The sequence below is a fragment of the Shewanella sp. ENK2 genome, assembly GCF_043568515.1.
GTDB classification, from domain to species: domain Bacteria; phylum Pseudomonadota; class Gammaproteobacteria; order Enterobacterales; family Shewanellaceae; genus Shewanella; species Shewanella japonica.
On the sequence record NZ_CP171406.1, the window covers coordinates 1,061,827 to 1,080,760 of the forward strand.

The 18,934-nt window shown below is 39.6% G+C and carries 17 protein-coding genes; 3 read left to right on the top strand and 14 right to left on the bottom strand.

Going from position 1 to position 18,934, the window contains the following annotated elements; genetic code table 11:
- Nucleotides 1-7: 7 nt before the first annotated feature.
- The 6 genes from ACGEDC_RS04770 to ACGEDC_RS04795 all read right to left on the bottom strand — a co-directional run bounded on the left by ACGEDC_RS04770 (nucleotide 8) and on the right by ACGEDC_RS04795 (nucleotide 7,973).
- Nucleotides 8-2,335, bottom strand: a complete 2,328-nt coding sequence (locus ACGEDC_RS04770) for a TonB-dependent receptor (protein ID WP_394496789.1) — start codon at nucleotides 2,333-2,335, stop codon at nucleotides 8-10.
- Nucleotides 2,336-2,692: 357 nt separating this feature from the next.
- The gene (locus ACGEDC_RS04775; protein ID WP_394496791.1) at nucleotides 2,693-3,088 is read right to left on the bottom strand and encodes a VOC family protein; all 396 of its coding nucleotides are present in this window, start codon (nucleotides 3,086-3,088) and stop codon (nucleotides 2,693-2,695) included.
- Nucleotides 3,089-3,202: 114 nt separating this feature from the next.
- Nucleotides 3,203-5,269 (bottom strand): PhoX family protein, encoded by a 2,067-nt coding sequence (locus tag ACGEDC_RS04780; protein WP_394496793.1) that lies wholly within the window; start codon nucleotides 5,267-5,269, stop codon nucleotides 3,203-3,205.
- A 228-nt stretch (nucleotides 5,270-5,497) separates the two neighbouring features.
- A complete protein-coding gene (locus ACGEDC_RS04785; protein WP_394496795.1) occupies nucleotides 5,498-6,766 on the bottom strand; it encodes a DEAD/DEAH box helicase in 1,269 nt (422 codons plus the stop codon).
- 148 nt (nucleotides 6,767-6,914) lie between these two features.
- Complete coding sequence (locus ACGEDC_RS04790; RefSeq protein WP_394496797.1) at nucleotides 6,915-7,349, bottom strand: hypothetical protein; 435 nt, start codon at nucleotides 7,347-7,349, stop codon at nucleotides 6,915-6,917.
- A gap of 168 nt (nucleotides 7,350-7,517) precedes the next feature.
- Nucleotides 7,518-7,973: a GNAT family N-acetyltransferase gene (locus ACGEDC_RS04795; protein WP_394496799.1), complete on the bottom strand. Its 456-nt coding sequence runs from the start codon at nucleotides 7,971-7,973 to the stop codon at nucleotides 7,518-7,520.
- Between the two features lie 162 nt (nucleotides 7,974-8,135).
- On the opposite strand from ACGEDC_RS04795, the gene rluF reads away from it, so the two are divergent.
- On the top strand, nucleotides 8,136-9,086 hold the full coding sequence (gene rluF / locus ACGEDC_RS04800) for a 23S rRNA pseudouridine(2604) synthase RluF (RefSeq protein ID WP_055024891.1): 951 nt from the start codon (nucleotides 8,136-8,138) through the stop codon (nucleotides 9,084-9,086).
- A gap of 149 nt (nucleotides 9,087-9,235) precedes the next feature.
- Here rluF and ACGEDC_RS04805 read toward each other — a convergent pair whose 3' ends face one another.
- From ACGEDC_RS04805 to ACGEDC_RS04840, 8 genes are all read right to left on the bottom strand, one after another.
- Entirely contained in the window at nucleotides 9,236-10,402 is a 1,167-nt protein-coding gene (locus ACGEDC_RS04805) for a lipase family protein (protein ID WP_192021545.1), read from the bottom strand.
- Between the two features lie 26 nt (nucleotides 10,403-10,428).
- Nucleotides 10,429-11,022: a DUF6795 domain-containing protein gene (locus ACGEDC_RS04810; protein ID WP_192021546.1), complete on the bottom strand. Its 594-nt coding sequence runs from the start codon at nucleotides 11,020-11,022 to the stop codon at nucleotides 10,429-10,431.
- 329 nt (nucleotides 11,023-11,351) lie between these two features.
- Nucleotides 11,352-12,377 (bottom strand): alpha/beta hydrolase, encoded by a 1,026-nt coding sequence (locus tag ACGEDC_RS04815; protein WP_394496803.1) that lies wholly within the window; start codon nucleotides 12,375-12,377, stop codon nucleotides 11,352-11,354.
- 529 nt (nucleotides 12,378-12,906) lie between these two features.
- Nucleotides 12,907-13,086: a hypothetical protein gene (locus ACGEDC_RS04820; RefSeq protein WP_394496805.1), complete on the bottom strand. Its 180-nt coding sequence runs from the start codon at nucleotides 13,084-13,086 to the stop codon at nucleotides 12,907-12,909.
- A 90-nt stretch (nucleotides 13,087-13,176) separates the two neighbouring features.
- On the bottom strand, nucleotides 13,177-13,938 hold the full coding sequence (locus ACGEDC_RS04825; RefSeq protein WP_394496807.1) for a hypothetical protein: 762 nt from the start codon (nucleotides 13,936-13,938) through the stop codon (nucleotides 13,177-13,179).
- A 25-nt stretch (nucleotides 13,939-13,963) separates the two neighbouring features.
- Nucleotides 13,964-14,542: a hypothetical protein gene (locus ACGEDC_RS04830; protein WP_394496809.1), complete on the bottom strand. Its 579-nt coding sequence runs from the start codon at nucleotides 14,540-14,542 to the stop codon at nucleotides 13,964-13,966.
- Nucleotides 14,508-14,738, bottom strand: coding sequence for a hypothetical protein (locus tag ACGEDC_RS04835; protein ID WP_394496811.1), 231 nt, complete (start codon nucleotides 14,736-14,738; stop codon nucleotides 14,508-14,510). Before ACGEDC_RS04835 ends, ACGEDC_RS04830 begins: the two co-directional genes overlap by 35 nt.
- Nucleotides 14,739-14,797: 59 nt before the next feature.
- Nucleotides 14,798-15,097 carry a hypothetical protein gene (locus tag ACGEDC_RS04840; protein ID WP_394496813.1) on the bottom strand — a complete coding sequence of 100 codons (300 nt, stop codon included), beginning with the start codon at nucleotides 15,095-15,097 and terminating at the stop codon, nucleotides 14,798-14,800.
- A gap of 390 nt (nucleotides 15,098-15,487) precedes the next feature.
- On the opposite strand from ACGEDC_RS04840, the gene ACGEDC_RS04845 reads away from it, so the two are divergent.
- Both ACGEDC_RS04845 and ACGEDC_RS04850 read left to right on the top strand, forming a co-directional pair.
- On the top strand, nucleotides 15,488-17,350 hold the full coding sequence (locus ACGEDC_RS04845; RefSeq protein WP_394496815.1) for a hypothetical protein: 1,863 nt from the start codon (nucleotides 15,488-15,490) through the stop codon (nucleotides 17,348-17,350).
- Nucleotides 17,351-17,405: 55 nt separating this feature from the next.
- Nucleotides 17,406-18,863, top strand: coding sequence for an OmpA family protein (locus ACGEDC_RS04850; RefSeq protein ID WP_394496817.1), 1,458 nt, complete (start codon nucleotides 17,406-17,408; stop codon nucleotides 18,861-18,863).
- The last annotated feature ends 71 nt before the right edge of the window (nucleotides 18,864-18,934 follow it).

Sequence of the window (18,934 nt, forward strand, 5' to 3'; positions counted from 1 at the left end):
TCAATCCTTAGAATTCATAGGTCGCTGACAATTTAGCATTTCTAGCATCGCCAAGGTACATAAATGCGCCCGAGCGATAAGCGGCTGTAAAATACTCTTCATCTAACACGTTACCCACATTCAAGCGGAAAGTTAATGACTCAGTAGCGTTGTAGTTAGCAAATAAATCAACCACTTGATAGTCTGGAACCACAATGCTGTATCGGCCGTTTTCATCATCATAACCCGCTGCAGTATCAGGTTGCCCGCCGTACATTTCGCTTTGATAGGTATAACCTGCGCCAACTACAAACGCTTCATTAATTTGATAACGTAATTGTAGATATGCACTTTCATCAGCAAAGTTACTCAACGCAAGGCCTACGCTTTCTTCATTGAATGATTCAAGCACCTCTGAATCCATAATCGCTGCTGAAAATTGCACGCTTAATGCTTCAGTAATATTACCCACCATGCCAAACTCGACACCTTGAACTCGGTTTTTACCTGTATTTAATGTGCCAAGTGTTGAGTAGCTGTCGCCCACACTTTCCATTACGTCACTCTTGGTGATTTGGAAAACTGACGCCGAAAACATCACACTGTCATCAAATAGCATCCATTTAGTACCAAGTTCAATGTTTTCAACTAATTCTGGATCGGCTGCACGCGCTTGTTCAGCAGTACCACATACCCCACCATAACCACAGCTTGCGCCTAAGTCTGACTCACCACCATTGATATTGGTTGCAGTACTGTAATTAGCATAGATATTCCCTTCATCAGTGATGCTGTACACTAACCCAAGGTGTCCGTTAAACATGCTGTCATCATATTCGTACAACACATCTCCATTTCGACTGCTCGATGTATCGTTCTGATAATCAAAGCTATCTTGTCTAACACCAAAGAACAGCTCTAGATCGTCTGTAAGCGCTACCGTATCCATAAAGTAAGCTGAAATGGTCTCTATTTGATACTCAGCATCATTGATGCCTTTAGTGTAAGTTCGGCCCATAAGTTTATCGATATTGTCGACAGGGTTACCGTCACCATCTAACATACAGTAAGCACCCGAGTCACCACGTCTCCCTGCTGTTATACAGTTAGTTTCGTTGGCAAATTCAATATCATAAACACCGTTATCAACTTGCTGATCGGTATACTCTAGGCCAAAAACAAACTTGTTCTCCATGCCTAGAATTTGTGTATTCCAAAACAAATTAAATTGGGTGCTGATGTAATCAACTTCTTGGTTACCTTGATGAGTACTTAAAGTCAGAGTATCAACACCTGGTGCGACAGGATCTGATTCACTGCGTGTCGTTCCACGAGCACCTGTGGTGATATAACCGTTTTCAGTTTTACCGACACGAGTCGCATTATAAAAGGTCAGGTTATCGTTAATGTCATATTGAGTGCGCAGGGTAAAAGTCAGCACTTCTGAATTTAGAAAATCTGATTCTTGTGCATATACAGGAATATCAGAAATGGGCTCACGGGTAGATTGATCAAAATAGCTACCTAAATCAGCAACATCTTTTGCATCTAAATAATACCCATCAGCAATGAAAGACAAATCGCTTGTTGGCTCAAATACTGCTGAAAGTTGCACACCATTGCGCTCACGACTAATGCCTTCCCTGCCAGGCTTATCTTCATCAGCAAGTAAACCATTGACACGTAAACCGACAGTATCTGACACGGCATAGTTATAATCTAAAGTTAAGCGGCGATGATCGTCAGTACCTAATGCCAAATCAACACGGCCCAAGTTGTACGATGTTGACGCTTTTTTAGTCACACTGTTAATCGCACCACCTGAAGAACCACGACCTGCAAATGTCGAACTCGGACCTTTAGTGATTTCAACAACTTCTGTGGCAAAACTTTCACGGGTTGTCATACCAGGATCGCGCAGACCATCAACAAAAACATCACTACGCGCTTCATGACCACGAATAATGTAGCGATCGCCAAAGGCGTTACCGTTTTCACCAGTACCTAAAGTAATACCTGCTTGTGCTGACAAGATATCCTTTAAATCTGTTTTACCTGATTCTTGTATTTGATCTTGGGTTAATACAGTGATGACTTGCGGTGTATCAACAAGATCTGCCACACGGCGTAAATCGCCAGAGGCTTCAGATAAGTAAACGGCGTTCTTTACACCATGAACTTTAATACGCTCAATGGCTTCAGCAGTTTGGTTTTTATCGCACTCAATTCCGCTAACTTCCGGGTTACAGGTCTCATTAACTTCTTGATCTGCAGAGACTATAGGAGAAGAGAAAACGAGAGCGGCTGCTACGGCTTGTGCGCCTAGTGATAAATGTTTTTGGTTGGCTTGTTTCATGTTACACACTGTCCTTTGTTAATAGATTCCTAATATTCGCGCGGATGGTAACAAATCAAGAACAGCAATGTAAATTGTTATCATTTAGATTTACAATGAAATAATTCAGTATAGAAAACGAATAAAAAATGTCTTGCAATCGCTAAAGGTATTTAAAGAGGAATAAAATAAACGAGAAAAGTGTTTATAAACCTAGCTTGAAGCTTATAGTGAGTTGGGAATCGCGAGAAGTCACATAAGACCTACATGCTGCATCTGAGCCAATGAACTCAATCAAAACAGGATTTATCTAGCCATTAAATCAAAGAATGAATTGTTTACATACAGCAGTCAAAAGGCCCACCTACTAAAAATTGATTAATCTTGTTCGCCAATGGCATAGATCTCTAACGGTAGATCGTCAGGATCGCTAAAAAAGGTAAATGACTTGCCTGTATATTCGTCGACTCTAATCGGTTCAACATCAATATTGTGTTGCTGTAAATGTGCAACAGCCTGCTGGATATCATCCACTTTAAAAGCTAAATGACGTAAGCCTTGCGCCTCAGGATAACTGAGTCTTTTCGGCGAATGAGGAAGAGAAAAAAGCTCAATCTGCGTGCCGTCCTTCAGCTGTAAATCCAGCTTATACGAGTCACGTTCTTGACGATAATTTTCAGCAAGTACTGTAAAGCCTAATACTTGAGTGTAGAAATACTTCGAGCGTATATAGTCACTTGAGATAATCGCTACATGATGAATACCATTAAACATAACGCCCCTTTCAATCTAAGATAAAAATAAAACCCTGATAGAGAGTCTATCAGGGTTTTAATCATGACACTGAGTGATAATTAATCAGAAGCATTAATCAATCATCGTAAGCCTTTAAACACCGACTTCACCGCCATCATTTTTACGAATAACCACAGTTGCATCACGAGGGCGTAATGTCATACCTGCAGGAGTTTCCTCGGCTGCATTGCTTGAATAAGGCCAATTTCTTGGATGCTGAATATTGGCAAATACCGTGCTGTAATCAGATGTAATCGCAAAACCAGTCACCTCACAACCATTTGGCCCAACAAAGAAGCGTTTTAGCTCACTTTGATTGTCCGCAGAAACCACTTGCTGATTGTCGTCGTCATCAACCAAAGTTGATGGCACAATCGCTAGCATTTGATCATTGGTGTAATCTTCGACTTCATCTGCACCATTATCAGTTTGAACCCACATAATGCCGCGCTGATCGAAAGCCAAGCCATCAGGACTTGCAAACTGATTTAAGTCATTCAGGCCAGAGATGTTAGTCTCTTCGTCTGCATCAGTAGGTGCGCCAAAGACAAAAATATCCCAGTTAAACTCTGTTGCTTCTTCACCTTCATCCCAACGGATAATATGACCAAAGCTATTATTCAAACGTGGATTAGCTGGATTGGTATCATCTGTGCGTTTTGTGTTGTTGGTCAAAGTCAGATATACACTGCCAGTAAATGGGTCAACCGCAGCCCACTCAGGACGATCCATTGGTGTTGCCCCTACTAAGTCAGCAGCACCTGCCGTATTTAAGATAATCGCAGCCACCGAATCGAAGCTATCAGCTAATGTGTTGCCATCAGTTGTCGTGCTATCAAGTGTTAATGGTAACCAAGCCCCCACGCCATCTTCACTGAATTTAGCCACATATAACGTACCTGAATTCATGTACTTATCGCCCATTGCTAAACGATTAGTCGCATTGGCATCCGCTTCATCCCAAACGGCATCTGAAACAAATTTATATAAGTACTCAAAACGTGAATCATGCCCAGAATAAAATGTAATTGGCTTACCAGCCTCTAGCTTACCAAAAGTACAGCCTTCATGACGAAAACGCCCTAAAGCGGTACGTTTAACAGCACGAGAGTTAGGGTTATATGGGTCGATTTCTACAATATAACCGTGGCCATTAGCTTCATTGCGGTAATCATTAGCAGCACTTGAACCTGTCGGTGTAATATCAAAACGAGCAAATTCATCTAAACGCTCTTCATCATTCCCTGCTAAGTGGTTCCAACCGTAGCGAGTATCTGAAGTTGAAATACCAATACGGCTTTGATCTTCAGTTAAGGTGCCATGACTGACGAAATAACCAGGCCAGTTTTCTTCACAAGTCAGGTATGTTCCCCAAGGCGTGTAGCCATTACCGCAGTTATTCAATGTACCACGAGCTTGGCTGCCATCTGGCGAATAACGAGTTTCTAAATAAGATGTATAAGCTAATGGGCCGGCAACATCCATGACTGTTGCACCAGTAAAACGGCGATTATGTGAGTCGTTTTCAACCACTTGCCACATGTTGTCTTTTAACTGAATACGCACAACAGAAATACCATGGGCATTAATCTCTTTACGCACTTCATCAATGACAGTTCGCTTACCATTAGCATCAAGCGTTGGCCCCATTGGGTGTAAGGCATTTTGATTAATATATTCATGGTTAATACAAAGCAAACCATCATCTGCTGCGTCATTTAACGGAAAGAAATGCATCCCATCATGATGCATTCCTACAGCGTTTTCTTGATCTACAGCAGTATTTGAGCCGTCTTCTTTCCATGCATTTGCTTTACTGTTGAGAGGCGTACCCCATGGAGCAAGTACATAAGCAGAATATCCTGCAGGTACTGCAACAGCATCAAGTTTTGAGCCTGCAATAGAGTCAAAACCTAATACCGCAGAGCTTTTAGTCGGCGGAGTCTCTGCTGGTGGTGGCGTGGTGGTTGGCGGCGGTGTGCTTGAGTCGTTATCAGAACTACATGCTGCTAATCCTGTTCCAGCAAACGCTGTCATAGCACTTAACCCTAAGCCACGTTTTACAAAGTCACGACGTGATAAATGGTTTTCCATCACGGTGGCAAATGGCACATTATTGCTTTTGTTATATTTGGTTGGGTCGAATGTCGCCTTGCTCATAATCTATCCTTAAGTTTGCTCACATCATTAATTGGGGGCTAAATTAGTGAACATAAGATAAGCAGGCTTTGTGACAAATTCACGCCATCTTGATGACAGCAAGATGACGCTTTTATAGCAAAATAATGAACAGAGAGTGAAGTGTGATGGTGACCACAATAGATGTAGCAACATTAAAAATAGTTAAAGAAAAACACGTAACACTTTGAAAAAGTTAATACATATTTGCTACTTTCGTTTCGATTTTGCAAGCGCTTTTTGTCGAGCTTGTTGCTTTAACGAGCCTTTCTTCGTTTTACGCGTCACAGGAGCAATCTGGATTAAATCAGGCTCAAACCCTGGAAACCATTGCTGTGGTAGTCGCCTATCTAAAAAAGCTTCTAGCTTGATCAGTTGTGGCTCGTCATCAACACTTAATAATGTAATTGCTTGGCCTGTGTTACCTGCACGGCCTGTTCGGCCAATACGATGAATATAGTCTTCATTCTGGAAAGGAAGCTCAATATTAACCACATAATTTAGTTCGTTAATATCTAATCCTCTGGCGGCAACATCTGTCGCAACTAACGCGTTAATTTCACCTGATTTAAATTGAGTTAACACACTCTCACGCACTGCTTGTGAAAGATCCGCATGAAAGGCTGCAGCATTAACGCCAGCTTGCTGTAATTGCGCAGCGACTTTATCTGCGCCCTGTTTAGTGCGGCTAAAAATTAACGCTTGTTGCCAATCTTCTTTTTTAATGAGATGACTTAATAGTGACAATTTTCTCTTGCTATCAACGTTATATACTCGCTCAACAATACTCGCTGCACTGCTGTTTCGTTGATGAGTTTCAATCACTTGAGGTGAATCTAATAAGCGTTTACTGAATTTAAAAATGCGTTCATCCAAGGTGGCTGAAAACAGGAGTGTTTGACGTTCTTTTGGTACACGTTTCAACACTTCGATGATTTCATCTCTAAAGCCCATATCCAGCATGCGATCGGCTTCATCAAATACTAAATGTTTAAGCTTGGATAATGACATCACTCGATTACGTAAATGATCGAGTAAGCGCCCTGGTGTGGCAACAATAATATCAGCGCCTGCTTGGATCGCATTAGCTTGAGCTTTGATACTGACTCCGCCATAAACAATGACAGAGCGAATATCGGTGCCAGATGCATATTTTTCAACATGTTGATGCACTTGCTGAGCAAGCTCTCGGGTAGGCACCAAAATTAACGTTTGGGTGTAATTCGCTAACGCATCTTGCTTGTCATCAACACTGTCATTGACTTGAGGTGCCATTGCTTTTGATTGCAACAACATTTGAATGATTGGTAATGTAAAAGCGGCTGTTTTTCCTGTGCCCGTTTGCGCGCCAGCTAATACATCTTTACCAGACAATACCACTGGTATCGCCTGCTGTTGAATAGGCGTAGGCTGCTCGTAGCCTAACCGAGTTAACTGCTTAACTAACAAAGGCAATAACTGCAACGACGAAAAAGACATAACCACTCCCAATTATTAAGCCGCAAAGTTTATCACGCCTAACAATGAAAGCCAGCCACACAGCAGTTATCGGCAACTATTTAATCACCTTTGTAGACATCTAAATATTACCCAATTCATTATTTTTTAGCACCTTAGCTGATATTTATTATTTGCCAGCAGTCATCGCGCCATACCCACCCCATTTAGTGGCGGCGAAACCAATAATAAAGCCTGCGAATAGCCCATCAGTCACAAACCAAAATGGTGATTGAAACACCCCATTAAAGCCAAATATAGCCACCATCATCGCTTGTATTTGATCGTATGCTAACAATGTTAATACCAGATTTAACCAGCCGCCCATCACAATAGCGGTAAGCCACCAAGGTAAAGAAATCTTTAAAATGGGATGATAATCAAACACACCAACAAGTCCGATAATCGCACCAAAGGTGATATACCATAACAGTATGCCCCACAAAAATTGTGTGCTTGTATCGGGCGAAAACAAAGGAATTATCCAAAAGCACAGTAAACCAATCACTAAGCCAATCAGCTTGCCTATGGCTGTACGAGTAATAAGAGAAGGGTTATTGAACATAGCACCTCCAAGTCAAAACGTTATGTATTGAGCGCAACATTAAATAATGGCCAAGGCGATAGTGAGTACTAACCACCTTATCGATTAAGTCATTTAATATTAGCCCTCACAGGGGTTTATTGTTGTGATCATCAATCAATTTACCGAACCTAAAAAGCGCTTTCCACCCTAGTTTTTTAGTACAAAAGCCAGCAATGGTTTATCGCAGTCTGCTTCTTCTACAACACCCATTGGCGTAAAACCATTTTTATTCAAGACAGCTATTGAACCTACATTATGTTGAGCCACTTCAGCAAAAATAGGCCGAGTTGAGTGCGCTGATAAAAATAGCCGTAATGCATTAGTCGCATAGCCTTTTCCCCAATACTCACGACCAACCCAATAACCCAAAAGCCATTGGTTCTCACTTTGCCACAGCACAATGCTACCAATTACGACATCGTCAGCAATGATCGTTTGTGCAGCGATTGCAGGATTACTCAAAATATTCTGATACCAATGTTCAAAAAATGCATTACGATCTCGAGCAGGAAAATCAGCCATCTCATTGGCCTCTGGATCACATTGAAATTGAAATAAGTGCTCTAAATCCTCAGATTTAACACTTCTAAGTTGTAAGTGCATTAAACATCCTTTAATTGATTTCTATCCATAATCTTGGCTTTACTGGTTGCCAATCCCAATTCGTCAGTCAGTAAGCTTAGGCAAAATTGCCAAAAATTGATAAACTCTGCCTGTTAAACTTAACCTTTTTACAGCGTAATCTCTATTCACAGGAAAACCACAGTGACAGACTCAGCCATCCGCCTAAATAAATACATCAGTGAAAGTGGCATATGCTCAAGACGCGATGCCGATCGATTTATTGAGCAAGGTAATGTTTTTATCAATGGCAAACGAGCACAAGTGGGTGATCAAGTTTCATTTGGCGATAAGGTCAAAGTGAATGGCCAAGATATTGAGCCACGAGATGCTGAAGACTTAGTCTTTATCGCCCTTAATAAACCCGTTGGTATCGTCAGCACAACCGAAGGCACTGAACGCGATAACATCGTCGATTTTGTTAATCACTCGACGCGTATTTTCCCCATCGGTCGTTTAGATAAAGACTCTCAAGGTTTGATCTTTTTGACTAACAATGGCGATCTGGTTAATAAGATTTTGCGTGCAGGCAACAATCACGACAAAGAATACGTGGTCACGGTGAATAAGCCCATTACTGATGATTTCATCAAAGGCATGGGCGCTGGCGTACCGATTTTAGGTGTAGTAACGAAGAAATGTAAGGTTGAACAAGTCTCAACTTATGCCTTTAAGATAGTCCTAGTTCAAGGGTTAAACCGCCAGATCCGCCGTATGTGTGAATACTTTGGCTTTGAAGTAACTAAACTTGAGCGTCAACAAATTATGAACGTTAGCCTTAAAGGTTTACCGATTGGCGAATGGCGTGACTTAGATAAACAAGAATTAGATGTGCTATTTGATATGATCAAAGACTCATCATCAGAAGATAAAAAATCAGCCCCAAAAAAGAAGCCTAAGCCTAAACCCAAAACGCAATCACTGCGTGATAAAATCGAAGGCCCTGAACACTTTATGCAGCACAACCGCAGCAGCAAACATAAAGGCCAAGCAAAGGGCGGTGGTAAAGGACAAACTAAGGGACAAGCCAAAGGGAAAGGTAATGCTAAAGGTGGTAAAGGCAAACCAGGTGCAAGTCGTAAGCCTAAACGCTAAGTAATTTGTCATCATAAGAAACAAAAAAGCTTTGCACTTAATAGCATTTTTCTACTAAAATCACAAAAAACACCGTTTAACATAAACATTAAACGGTGTTTTATTTCTTATTTCTTATTTCTTAGCTAATAGTTCAACTAAGGTGAAAGTTACTTATATACCGACTTAATAGCCTGCCTAACACCTTCATACAAACGCTTAAGCATCTTATCGAAAATCATTCGAATAGTTGCATAAGTTAGATCGGTAACCACGGTAACCACAGAACCGGCAAAGACGAGTATATGCCCTAACAAACCTCTGACTTCCTCTGCTGCAGCACTAGCTGCTGATGCAATTTTTTCTAAGGTTTTTGCCAAATAATCATAAAATGTCAAACCACCAGATATAGTCGCTTGGAGTGCAACTGCTGAATAGTATCCTTGATCTTTAAGAACTGTAATTAATGCAGCGCTTAATCTATCACTCCAATAATCCGTATAACTTGCTTGATTTCGATTTTCATATTTTAGCCTGACAGGTTGTAAAAACTCATTGGCTTTTACATTTAATTGTCCCCAATCTTCGGTATTAGCAGAAGTTAAATAACCTGGCACTGCACCATCTTTTGAATCCATACCATGTGAACTTTTACTAAGACCTTGACTGTTATCGAGTCTATATTCAAAACCTTTATAGGGTGCATGAATAAAAGGCCACAAAGGAACTTTAGGAACGATATCTGCCCCATGAGTACAGCGGTGAATTTTATTAATTCGATTAGTATGTTTGGTTGCAAAACCCTGCTGACCTACTCGAGGGGCTCCAAAAGTATAAAGGTTGACCGTGGATGTATAATTATTCAGAGCAACCCAATCAGCCGTTAACGATGCCAAGGCACCACCTAAACTATGACCGACGCAATGGACAGCTTTTCCAGGATTTGCCGTACGCCATAAATCTAAAAAAGTTTTAAATTGAGGGCGTAAAGAAGTAAAGGCATTATTAAATCCTGCATGGACAATCTGCCCGCCTTCACTCGATGTTAAGCCTATTTGTACATTTGTAAGCCAATCGACGCCTGTTTTAGTACCACGAATAGCAATGATTGCATCTCCTTGATACCCCCCTTTACCCACTCCCATAGCAGCAAAACCAGATTGACTATTTAATATAAAGCCACCAGTTTTTCCTATTCCAGAGTCTTGAAATTCGAAGTTATTTCGAATGTATGGGTTACCAAACTTATTACGGTCTCTAAATTTTGACGATGAATCTAATAACGAATATGCACTTTGCGCCATTTCTGATGCAAGCTTTGGTGATAATGTAGCCATATAACATCCTTGTTTAATAAAAAACTTTAAAATTCTCCGAACTTCTCTCGTTTCTCTACTTCAATTTGTTCAAGTTCAGGCCAGCGGCAGATACTAAATATTTCATACCTGACTGTGCCATCAGGAAAACTATCATCAATTATCTGATGACTAACTTCTTCCTCCGACAATTCACAATTTAGAGTTCTTAAACGTTCTATGTGAAATTTACTCTGTGTTATGCCTCTCGCCTTCGTATCCCATAAATACTTTTCTTTGTAGGATTCAAACCTATCGTCGTCAATCATAATAATCTGAGCAATCATATTGACGGAAAATGCACCATTAGGGTGTTTTGAAGAAACAAGGATTTCAGGAAAGGTAAAATTTCCATCAGAATCAGTTACGGAATAATCTTCCGTACCATCTTTGCTAGTTACGTCATAATAAATATATGAACGAAGTAATTTAAGACCTTCTACAGGCTTACCGTTAAGTGTTATTTTTCCTGATACCGCTGGGAAAACTTCAACATCAACTGCTTTTTTGAATATACCCAACACAGTTCCCTCCGAGTGACTGCTGACCACCAGCATCAGTAAACAGCTGACTAATGCCGCAAATACAGTGAATTTTTTCATGTATTTAATGCCCCTTGCAATGGCGTCATATTCTGATTCAAGGCGCTAATTATAAAGAATTTAAAATGTGGATTGTATTATCACAATTAACTATATAGGTATGAATTTACATATTAAAGGCAAGAGGCTTACCCTAATGAGTATTACGAATAGATGAATAAATAGGCTAGTTATATAAGGTAGGTTAACAGCTTAAAATGAATAATATCCCCCATGACCATTTTCCAAAAAGCCAAGGTAAAACGGTACTTAAAACAGTAAAGCGAAAGCATCAATGATAAAACCTGTTTTTGCACTCTCGCCAACAGCGACTCAACTTACAAACTGACTCATTTATTCAATAAAAACGTCATTGGAATTGCTAGTCGCTCAGCCCAGTCATCCTCAGTATGAGCCTTACCTTTAAAAAAGTGGCTTTGCCATAGCTCTTTATCATACTCAGCAGCCTCAAACAGTTTATCCACATCAGCTTGAAGTGGCGGATACATAGCATCAAGGGTTTGATCGCCATAATCAAAATACAATTTCACTTGAGGCTTAGTGGCAATTTGCTTAGCTAAATACTGATTAAACACCTGTGGTATCGGGTTATTTTCTGTAGCAAAAGAGCCTGGCCAATGAGTCGATAAACAAGCGGCACCGCCAAATATATTCGGGTACTCTAACGCCGTATACCAAGAGATTAACCCTCCCATACTTGAGCCCATAATAAAGGTATTTTGCTTATCTGTTGCGACCTTGAAGTGAGTATCGATATAGGGTTTTAGTTCAGTAACGATAAACTCAGCATACTTATCAGAATACACCGCCTGCGCTAATAGCTTTTCAGTTTCATTGCGCTGGGTTTGATACAAACTGGTTTGGGTATCTTCACTTAACGACTCAAACGGCTTTTGCGGAAAATATTCGCTATGGCGAGACTGCTCAGCATTATGAATACCCACCACGATAAAAGGCTTAATATCTTTATTTTTATTAAGGTTTGCAGCGGTTTCATCCACTTCCCACGCTGTACCATTCCACGACTGAGTGGCATCAAATAGCACCTTACCATCATGCATATACACCACGGCATAAGGAGCCTTAGCAGGGTAATCTTCAGGTAACCACACATCAATAGGGCGTGGTTTTATAAGGGTAAATTCAATGTGTTTTTCATCAAAACGTTGTAATGTCCCTTGGCTGACAGCAGGTAATGACTTTTGTGAAAATTCAGGAGCTGCACCAGTCTTAGATTCAATATTGACTGTCGCTGCGCTGCATGACAAAAAAGATAACACTACAGTCACTAACAGAGGCGTCGTCACCTTAATAAAAGACGTAGAACCATTATTCTTGTTTAGCTTAAAAGCCATATTGTTTTCCCTTACAACACGATTGATTACCTATAACAAACATAGAAATACATTAATTCAATTAAAAAAATAACACTAGCTAAATTAGCCATGCTTTAAGCTAGTTAGTAATGTCGTCCTAGTTTGAAGTGTCGTGTTACGGCCACAGCCTAAGCCGAACATAGCAGCGATGATACATTTCACTCCATAAAGCCATAATTCGGTCGTATAATTACCTAATAACGAAAATGCATACCCCACCAACGTAGGGGCAATGACCAAAACAATATGCAGTGAGTAAACCTACATTAGCGGGTTTGGTAAAAGAAGGAAGTGGGGATTAGCGATAGAATGTGGTGCACAAATTTACTTATAAATTGTCGCACTGAAGGCATTTCCTCAACACCAAATCAGTGCAACATATATCAGAAAAGCTCGGTTACGAATCAGTAAGTGCTTTTATCACCATGTTCAAAAAGCACTGTCAAAATCACCCAAGCGGTATATGAAAGAATTGGCACAATAATGATATTGCCGACTTTTCAGTTTGCTACTTGTTTAAAAAAGACAATAACCAACTATGAATCGCGTAACTGTATTTAGTCGGTATTTTATAAGCGAGTCTCTCGGCACCTTTTCGAGTAATTAAATAAGTTATTTTAGCCACATTAACCACACCTATCACTTCAGATAGTGGGTACTTACTCGCACCAAATAGGCTTGTTTTCACAATCAAATTACCATGGTCTATCTTCAAGCGAGTTGGTACGCTTCTATTAATACTAATATAACTAAGGCCACTCACAAAGATGAATGCAATTCACTGCTGAACGGCAAAAGGGATGTATGTAAAACCTTCCATTTCAGACAAATACAACAAAAATACGCTGGTCATTACTACCCAAGTGATAATACTAATTGCCACAATCCACTGCCCAATGACTCCTCCCTTTGCAGCTGATATGGTTAACTGTTGAAATCCCATTTCTTTAACGATTGAGTCATTAGGTAAAGGGGTTTTCTGATGATTCTTCAATAGCCCCTTGGCGCTAAACTTATGCCTTTTATGTTGTACGACCATCGCCAAATCAGTATCCAAATGCCGTTCAATAAATAGCGCAACTTCCAGCATCGTTGAGAAGCCCCTCATCGAAAGGTTCCATTCCGGATAGCTATAAAATTTAAGACGGTAATGATGACTAACTTGTTTTTGATTATCAAAAAAAGCATTAACCTCGCCGCTGGTTGCACCAGACATTTCCAGTAAAGATAGACCGTTATTGGTGATGATTTCTTTATTGGTGGTAATACCAAACCAAGACTTAGTTTTGGTTAATTCTTTATTTACAGCATCAATAGTCAATCGATTGATTTTAAACATTGGAAAGAAAAAACAGCTCCCCAGCAATAAAAAAACAAAAGACATTACTATTTCACCTGTATCTTGGTAATTAAACCAGCTCAAATACGTTACTCCAGCGCCAATCAATGCCATGACTGCACTGAAAAGAAAATCAATGATACCGCCAGTGGTTTGCAATACCATGCGTTCTTCCGTCTGCTTACAAATTTTATAACTCATAAATCCCTTTAATTTTTTTAGCCATTTAAAAACAAAGCCCTATTACTTTCGCAATAGGGCATTCATTATGGTTTTTTTGAAAATACCAACGGTTATCATCATACCGTTTAAAAGAACAGGAACTTCCTCTTACCCTATCCATTATTCCTGCTTTATATTTTATTTTTATACGCTTAATTTCGTGACCTTTATATGTTTTCTCTATTAACTTATCTTCCATTTCGAAAACTTCATATTCAGTCAAAGGATCACTGCCAAAGCGCTTTAAATGTCCTTGTGGCCAGTCATTTTCTAAAATGGTTTCTCGATTTTTCATAGATTTTGGCAGTAAATGAAAAAACAGTTCAGGATCATTCTTTAAAAAACTATTCACCATATAATCTTGGCAAACTGCTTTTAAATTTTCGTCAGAGCCATCTTCAATTCCTGCAAAGCGCTCTAGGGCACTTGCTGAAAAACTCAAGCCTAGGCTTAACATCAAGCTCAAAAGCACACATCTTATTTTCATTACTATTCCTTTAGTTTTATCTTTAAAAATCCAATTATTTATATCGAGAAACTGAGGTTTATTAGTTGTTTTGCTGCGCCCTTCTGCGCTCCACATCTGCTTTGGTCATTCCCATTGCATCTGTCATGTAGCACATTTTAACCATCTGAAACATTTGCACTAACGAGCTGATTCGGCCTGCATGCATTTGCACGTTTAACATCGCCATAGTCGCGCCCATTTCATCATTATCGCCAACGGATGATGCTAATGTACTTAAACCTGAATTTGCCTCAGTAATCTCAGCTATCATGCGTTGATATTCGGTGACATTTTCAGGTACATAACAGGTGGATGTTTCGGGTAATTGACTTAAAAAATCTGATATTCATCAACAAACTTATTGGCCTCAACCAAAGTTTGCTCAACGAGTTGTTGTAACTCTTGCACTTTACCGCTTTTAAACATATCAATGGCACTGGTCTGCGCCTCTGTCATTCGATTAAACTCTTCCATAAGCGCCAGCTGTTTATCGGTTATAACTTGGCTACGTTCCGTTATCGGTAATGTTTTAGCATCAAATGAGGCTATGGCGGCTTGGTTCCCTGCTAGGGATGCAAAACTTGTTGCTGTTAATGCAGCCAACAATAAAGTGCGTTTTATATATTTCATTCTAAAATCCATTTTAGTTTTCGGTTTTTGATAGATTAATCTTATGTTTGCAACACTATAAACAACCGATAAAGGCCATAGCACAACATGATTGATAACCCTAAAGCCAAGTAGTGCGGCATTACATTAATGGCTTACGCTCTTAGATTCCAATGCACACCTTCTAAACGAGCAAATAGCATACAAAGGCAACGCCCATAAGTATTACCTCCAACTGAAAAACATCCTTTGTAATAATTGCTATCATTATTGATTTAGCCCAGAATCCTGTCTTTACATATTAAGGTTATATAGCAACCTGTTGGTTTAAATTAATAAATTAACTGTCGAATAGATAGTGAATAAATTGCCGCTAGCAAGGTGGCAAACATACGGATATGGAGTTTTAAAATGGATTTTAGTCAACAATGGCGGCCGTCATTAATTGCTGCTGCGCTTTCTATCGTGCTAATGGGTTGTGGCAGTTCAGATTCAGATAACCCAGAAGTAGAAATACCTGAAATTACCCCGCCTGATACATCAACCCCAACCACACCTGACACTGGAACTCCTGCAACAGACTTTGATCACCAAATTGCTGGTGTTGCGGCCTATCAAGGTGCATTAGTTGGCGCAACCATTTGTGCTGACCTAAACATGAACCAAGCTTGTGAAACTGATGAGCCTTCAGCAATGACTGATAGCGAAGGCGCATATCAAATTGATTGGCAGAGTGAAGTTGAAACGCCTGAATATTACCTTTTAGCCAATTGGGTAGCTGCATCATCAACGAGTAATAAAAAACCTCAAGTAATGCAGCTTCGATTTAAAGGCGCAACTCAACCAAAACAATTAAATACTATAATCAATGCAGCAGGATTTGGTTCTTTAGTCGCCTCAAGCGAGTATGGTGGTGCGATTAACCTACTGACCAATATCAAGTTTAACCGAAAAGTTGAAATTCAAAAAAGTGAATTAGAAGAATCGCAGAAAACCGCACTACTCACTGAAGTTGATACACTACTAGCACGTTTATTTGCACTGCAACCTTCAAATTTATATCAGGTGACTCCAGCTAATTCAGTGTCAGATGATTTCATCATTACTGAAGCATTATATAATTATGTTGAACAAGTTCTCGCTGGACAAATACCTGCACTATTGGCATTAGAAAACGTACTTGATGTTAGTTTTGACGATTTAAAAGCTTTACTCGAAGACAGTGAATTTAGCCTAGAAGAGTTTATTGACTCAGATCCATTGGCTGCAAGAATTTTAATCAGTAATGCCGCTATTTCACTTGGTTACACTGAATCTCACATAGATCATCGTATTATGGGAGAGCACGATTGGGATATATTATTAGGTAATATCATTAGTGAAACAGGCTTTAAAAACACCTTCACTCTAAGCTCAAATGTTGGCATGTCTTCGTTCAGTTTGCATAACAGTGCTGACACCAAACAGCTTTTTGGCTTTTTAGTTGATGATGTCGTCACTGCTTTTGAAATGAACATAACCAGCAACGATTATGAGTGGCCAACTCAATGCTGGAACACAACGTCAGAAAGTTGGATGACAGAAGACCAAACATCGCCTGATTTCACTAAGCCGACGCCGTACTTTGATGGTAATACTTATGTTACTTATTACGACAACACTCCGGTAGAAATTCATTTTATTAGTCAGAAATTATTAAAAACTGATGAAGAGTGGGATGCCATTATCAACTCTACACCTCAAGCACTAGCTTTAAATGACATCAGTTGGCCTGAAGTTAGCTATCGCATGGAAATGCAATTAACTGAAAATGTCATGTGTCGAGAAGTGGATAATTATGACATCATCAATTTACCTGAATACTCACAATTAGAGCAGATAAACACCGCTGATATTGTAGACTTATTCTTCGATTTTGATGACTCGCAATTAGTGATCACCAATGACGTTAATAACACTATTTCTGTTGAGGATGGTTTAGGTACCCCTTTAGAAGTCTATCATTGGGAGTTGTTAGATAGCCCAAATGGAATGCCGATGATTGAAATTACTACAGTGCCACTAGAACAGGCTAATGCAGGATTGATAGAACATCGCAACTACCTCATTGAAGATTTCCTAGATGGTAAAATTGCCACTCAATTCGATTTGTACAAAGCTACCATCGATGAATCAACCCAGCTGCCACTCATGCTCACCTACGATGAAGATACCTATGAATTTACAGATGTCTTATATCAACATTTATTGGGATTAATAAGCACACAACCTTAAGCCTTTAAACTAAATGCCCGCTTCTTGTGGGCATTATTATCAATGGACGAACAACATGTATTTACCCTCATTAATAAAAATTTGTATTATCAGTTTCTACACGGTCATGTTTTCGTTCTCATCCCACATATTGGCCAACACAAAAGCACCTTTATTTACCCCACCAGCAGAGATAAAAAAGACCTCTACATTGGTACGAAACTACAGTCCATATTCGCTGATTAATCAAACTGAAAAATCAATAAAATCGATACCAATTGAAGGCCGATTGACTAGAGTTAATTATCGCTTAGACCCTAAATTCACATCACATAATTTGATCAATAACTACCTAAATCAAATAAATTCATTAGATGGTGAGATCATTTTTAGCTGTCGAGATAATGCCTGTGGTAAAGCCTCTAAACTAGAAAACCTGTTAAAGCCAATAGATAACATCGGTGAAGACAACCCAGCCCTTGTTACTGCAAAAATCACTCTTGATAACCGTGAATTATTCACCTCGATTTATATTTCCAGCTGGAAAAAAGCGACCAATATTCAACTCGATACGATTGAAGTGATTGAGGAACCACTAGATATTATTGCTATTGATAAAGACTATCTACAAGCTGAAGTAAGTGAGATTACCGTAAAAGATAATAGTAACAAGGATAAAAGAGGCGCTAGTGACCATCCTATGTTAACGCGCATTCCTGGCGCTTATATTCAAGACTATAAGACCTTTCAATTTGGCCAAACCACTGTAGCTTCAGGCAAAGTAGGTAAGAAATTCACCACAGAAGTCATTGAAGGAAAAATTACCGATATTGCATATAAATTACCTCGTAGTTATTCAGAATACGAAGTCGATGCAAACTATCAAGCTGCACTGAAAAAACTTGGCTTTATCGAGACTTTTAGCTGTATTGCAAAAGCATGTGGAACCGATAGCAAGTTCCAAAGAAACTTCAACGCTCTCGCCACAAATGGCACGACAGAAAGCCAATTCTATCGTTTCTATTTACTGCAAAAACCAACAGGTAATGTATATGCGATGACATACGTGATTGGTTACATTAATGGCCTTTCGAGCGAATTAAGGATCATTGAAGAAAACACCTTAAACACTGACCGCTTAACTATTGATTTAGATGGATTGACTGACAAAATTGCCCAAACTGGCCATGTCGCGCTTGACGGTTTATTGTTTGAATTCGACAGCGATAAACTGATGCCTGAGGCAATGGATGTAGTAAAAGTAGTTGCTGAGTATCTTAAAAGCCATCCAAAACAACAATTCTATGTTGTAGGGCATACAGACGATCAAGGTGGGCAAAGTTATAATAAGGTGCTGTCAGAAAAACGCGCCAAAGCGGTTAGAAGTGCATTAATAAATGACTTTAATATTAAGCCAACTCAAGTTGAATCAACTGGTCTTGGAGAATATGCGCCAGTTGCTAGCAACATGAATGATGCTGGTAAAACACAAAATCGTCGCGTCGAGCTGGTATTGCGGTCGGACAGTAAATAATCGTTAATTCATAACATTGAAATACAGCCACAAAAAAGCCAGCATTAAGCTGGCTTTTATTGAATAAGCAA

Bases quoted from the DNA above. Each gene is read 5' to 3' on its own strand.
- ACGEDC_RS04770 (WP_394496789.1), bottom strand. From the start codon at position 2,335: ATGAAACAAGCCAACCAAAAACATTTATCACTAGGCGCACAAGCCGTA.
- ACGEDC_RS04775 (WP_394496791.1), bottom strand. From the start codon at position 3,088: ATGTTTAATGGTATTCATCATGTAGCGATTATCTCAAGTGACTATATA.
- ACGEDC_RS04780 (WP_394496793.1), bottom strand. From the start codon at position 5,269: ATGAGCAAGGCGACATTCGACCCAACCAAATATAACAAAAGCAATAAT.
- ACGEDC_RS04785 (WP_394496795.1), bottom strand. From the start codon at position 6,766: ATGTCTTTTTCGTCGTTGCAGTTATTGCCTTTGTTAGTTAAGCAGTTA.
- ACGEDC_RS04790 (WP_394496797.1), bottom strand. From the start codon at position 7,349: ATGTTCAATAACCCTTCTCTTATTACTCGTACAGCCATAGGCAAGCTG.
- ACGEDC_RS04795 (WP_394496799.1), bottom strand. From the start codon at position 7,973: ATGCACTTACAACTTAGAAGTGTTAAATCTGAGGATTTAGAGCACTTA.
- ACGEDC_RS04805 (WP_192021545.1), bottom strand. From the start codon at position 10,402: ATGGCTACATTATCACCAAAGCTTGCATCAGAAATGGCGCAAAGTGCA.
- ACGEDC_RS04810 (WP_192021546.1), bottom strand. From the start codon at position 11,022: ATGAAAAAATTCACTGTATTTGCGGCATTAGTCAGCTGTTTACTGATG.
- ACGEDC_RS04815 (WP_394496803.1), bottom strand. From the start codon at position 12,377: ATGGCTTTTAAGCTAAACAAGAATAATGGTTCTACGTCTTTTATTAAG.
- ACGEDC_RS04825 (WP_394496807.1), bottom strand. From the start codon at position 13,938: ATGAGTTATAAAATTTGTAAGCAGACGGAAGAACGCATGGTATTGCAA.
- ACGEDC_RS04830 (WP_394496809.1), bottom strand. From the start codon at position 14,542: ATGTGGAGCGCAGAAGGGCGCAGCAAAACAACTAATAAACCTCAGTTT.
- ACGEDC_RS04835 (WP_394496811.1), bottom strand. From the start codon at position 14,738: ATGATAGCTGAGATTACTGAGGCAAATTCAGGTTTAAGTACATTAGCA.
- ACGEDC_RS04840 (WP_394496813.1), bottom strand. From the start codon at position 15,097: ATGAAATATATAAAACGCACTTTATTGTTGGCTGCATTAACAGCAACA.
- ACGEDC_RS04845 (WP_394496815.1), top strand. From the start codon at position 15,488: ATGGATTTTAGTCAACAATGGCGGCCGTCATTAATTGCTGCTGCGCTT.
- ACGEDC_RS04850 (WP_394496817.1), top strand. From the start codon at position 17,406: ATGTATTTACCCTCATTAATAAAAATTTGTATTATCAGTTTCTACACG.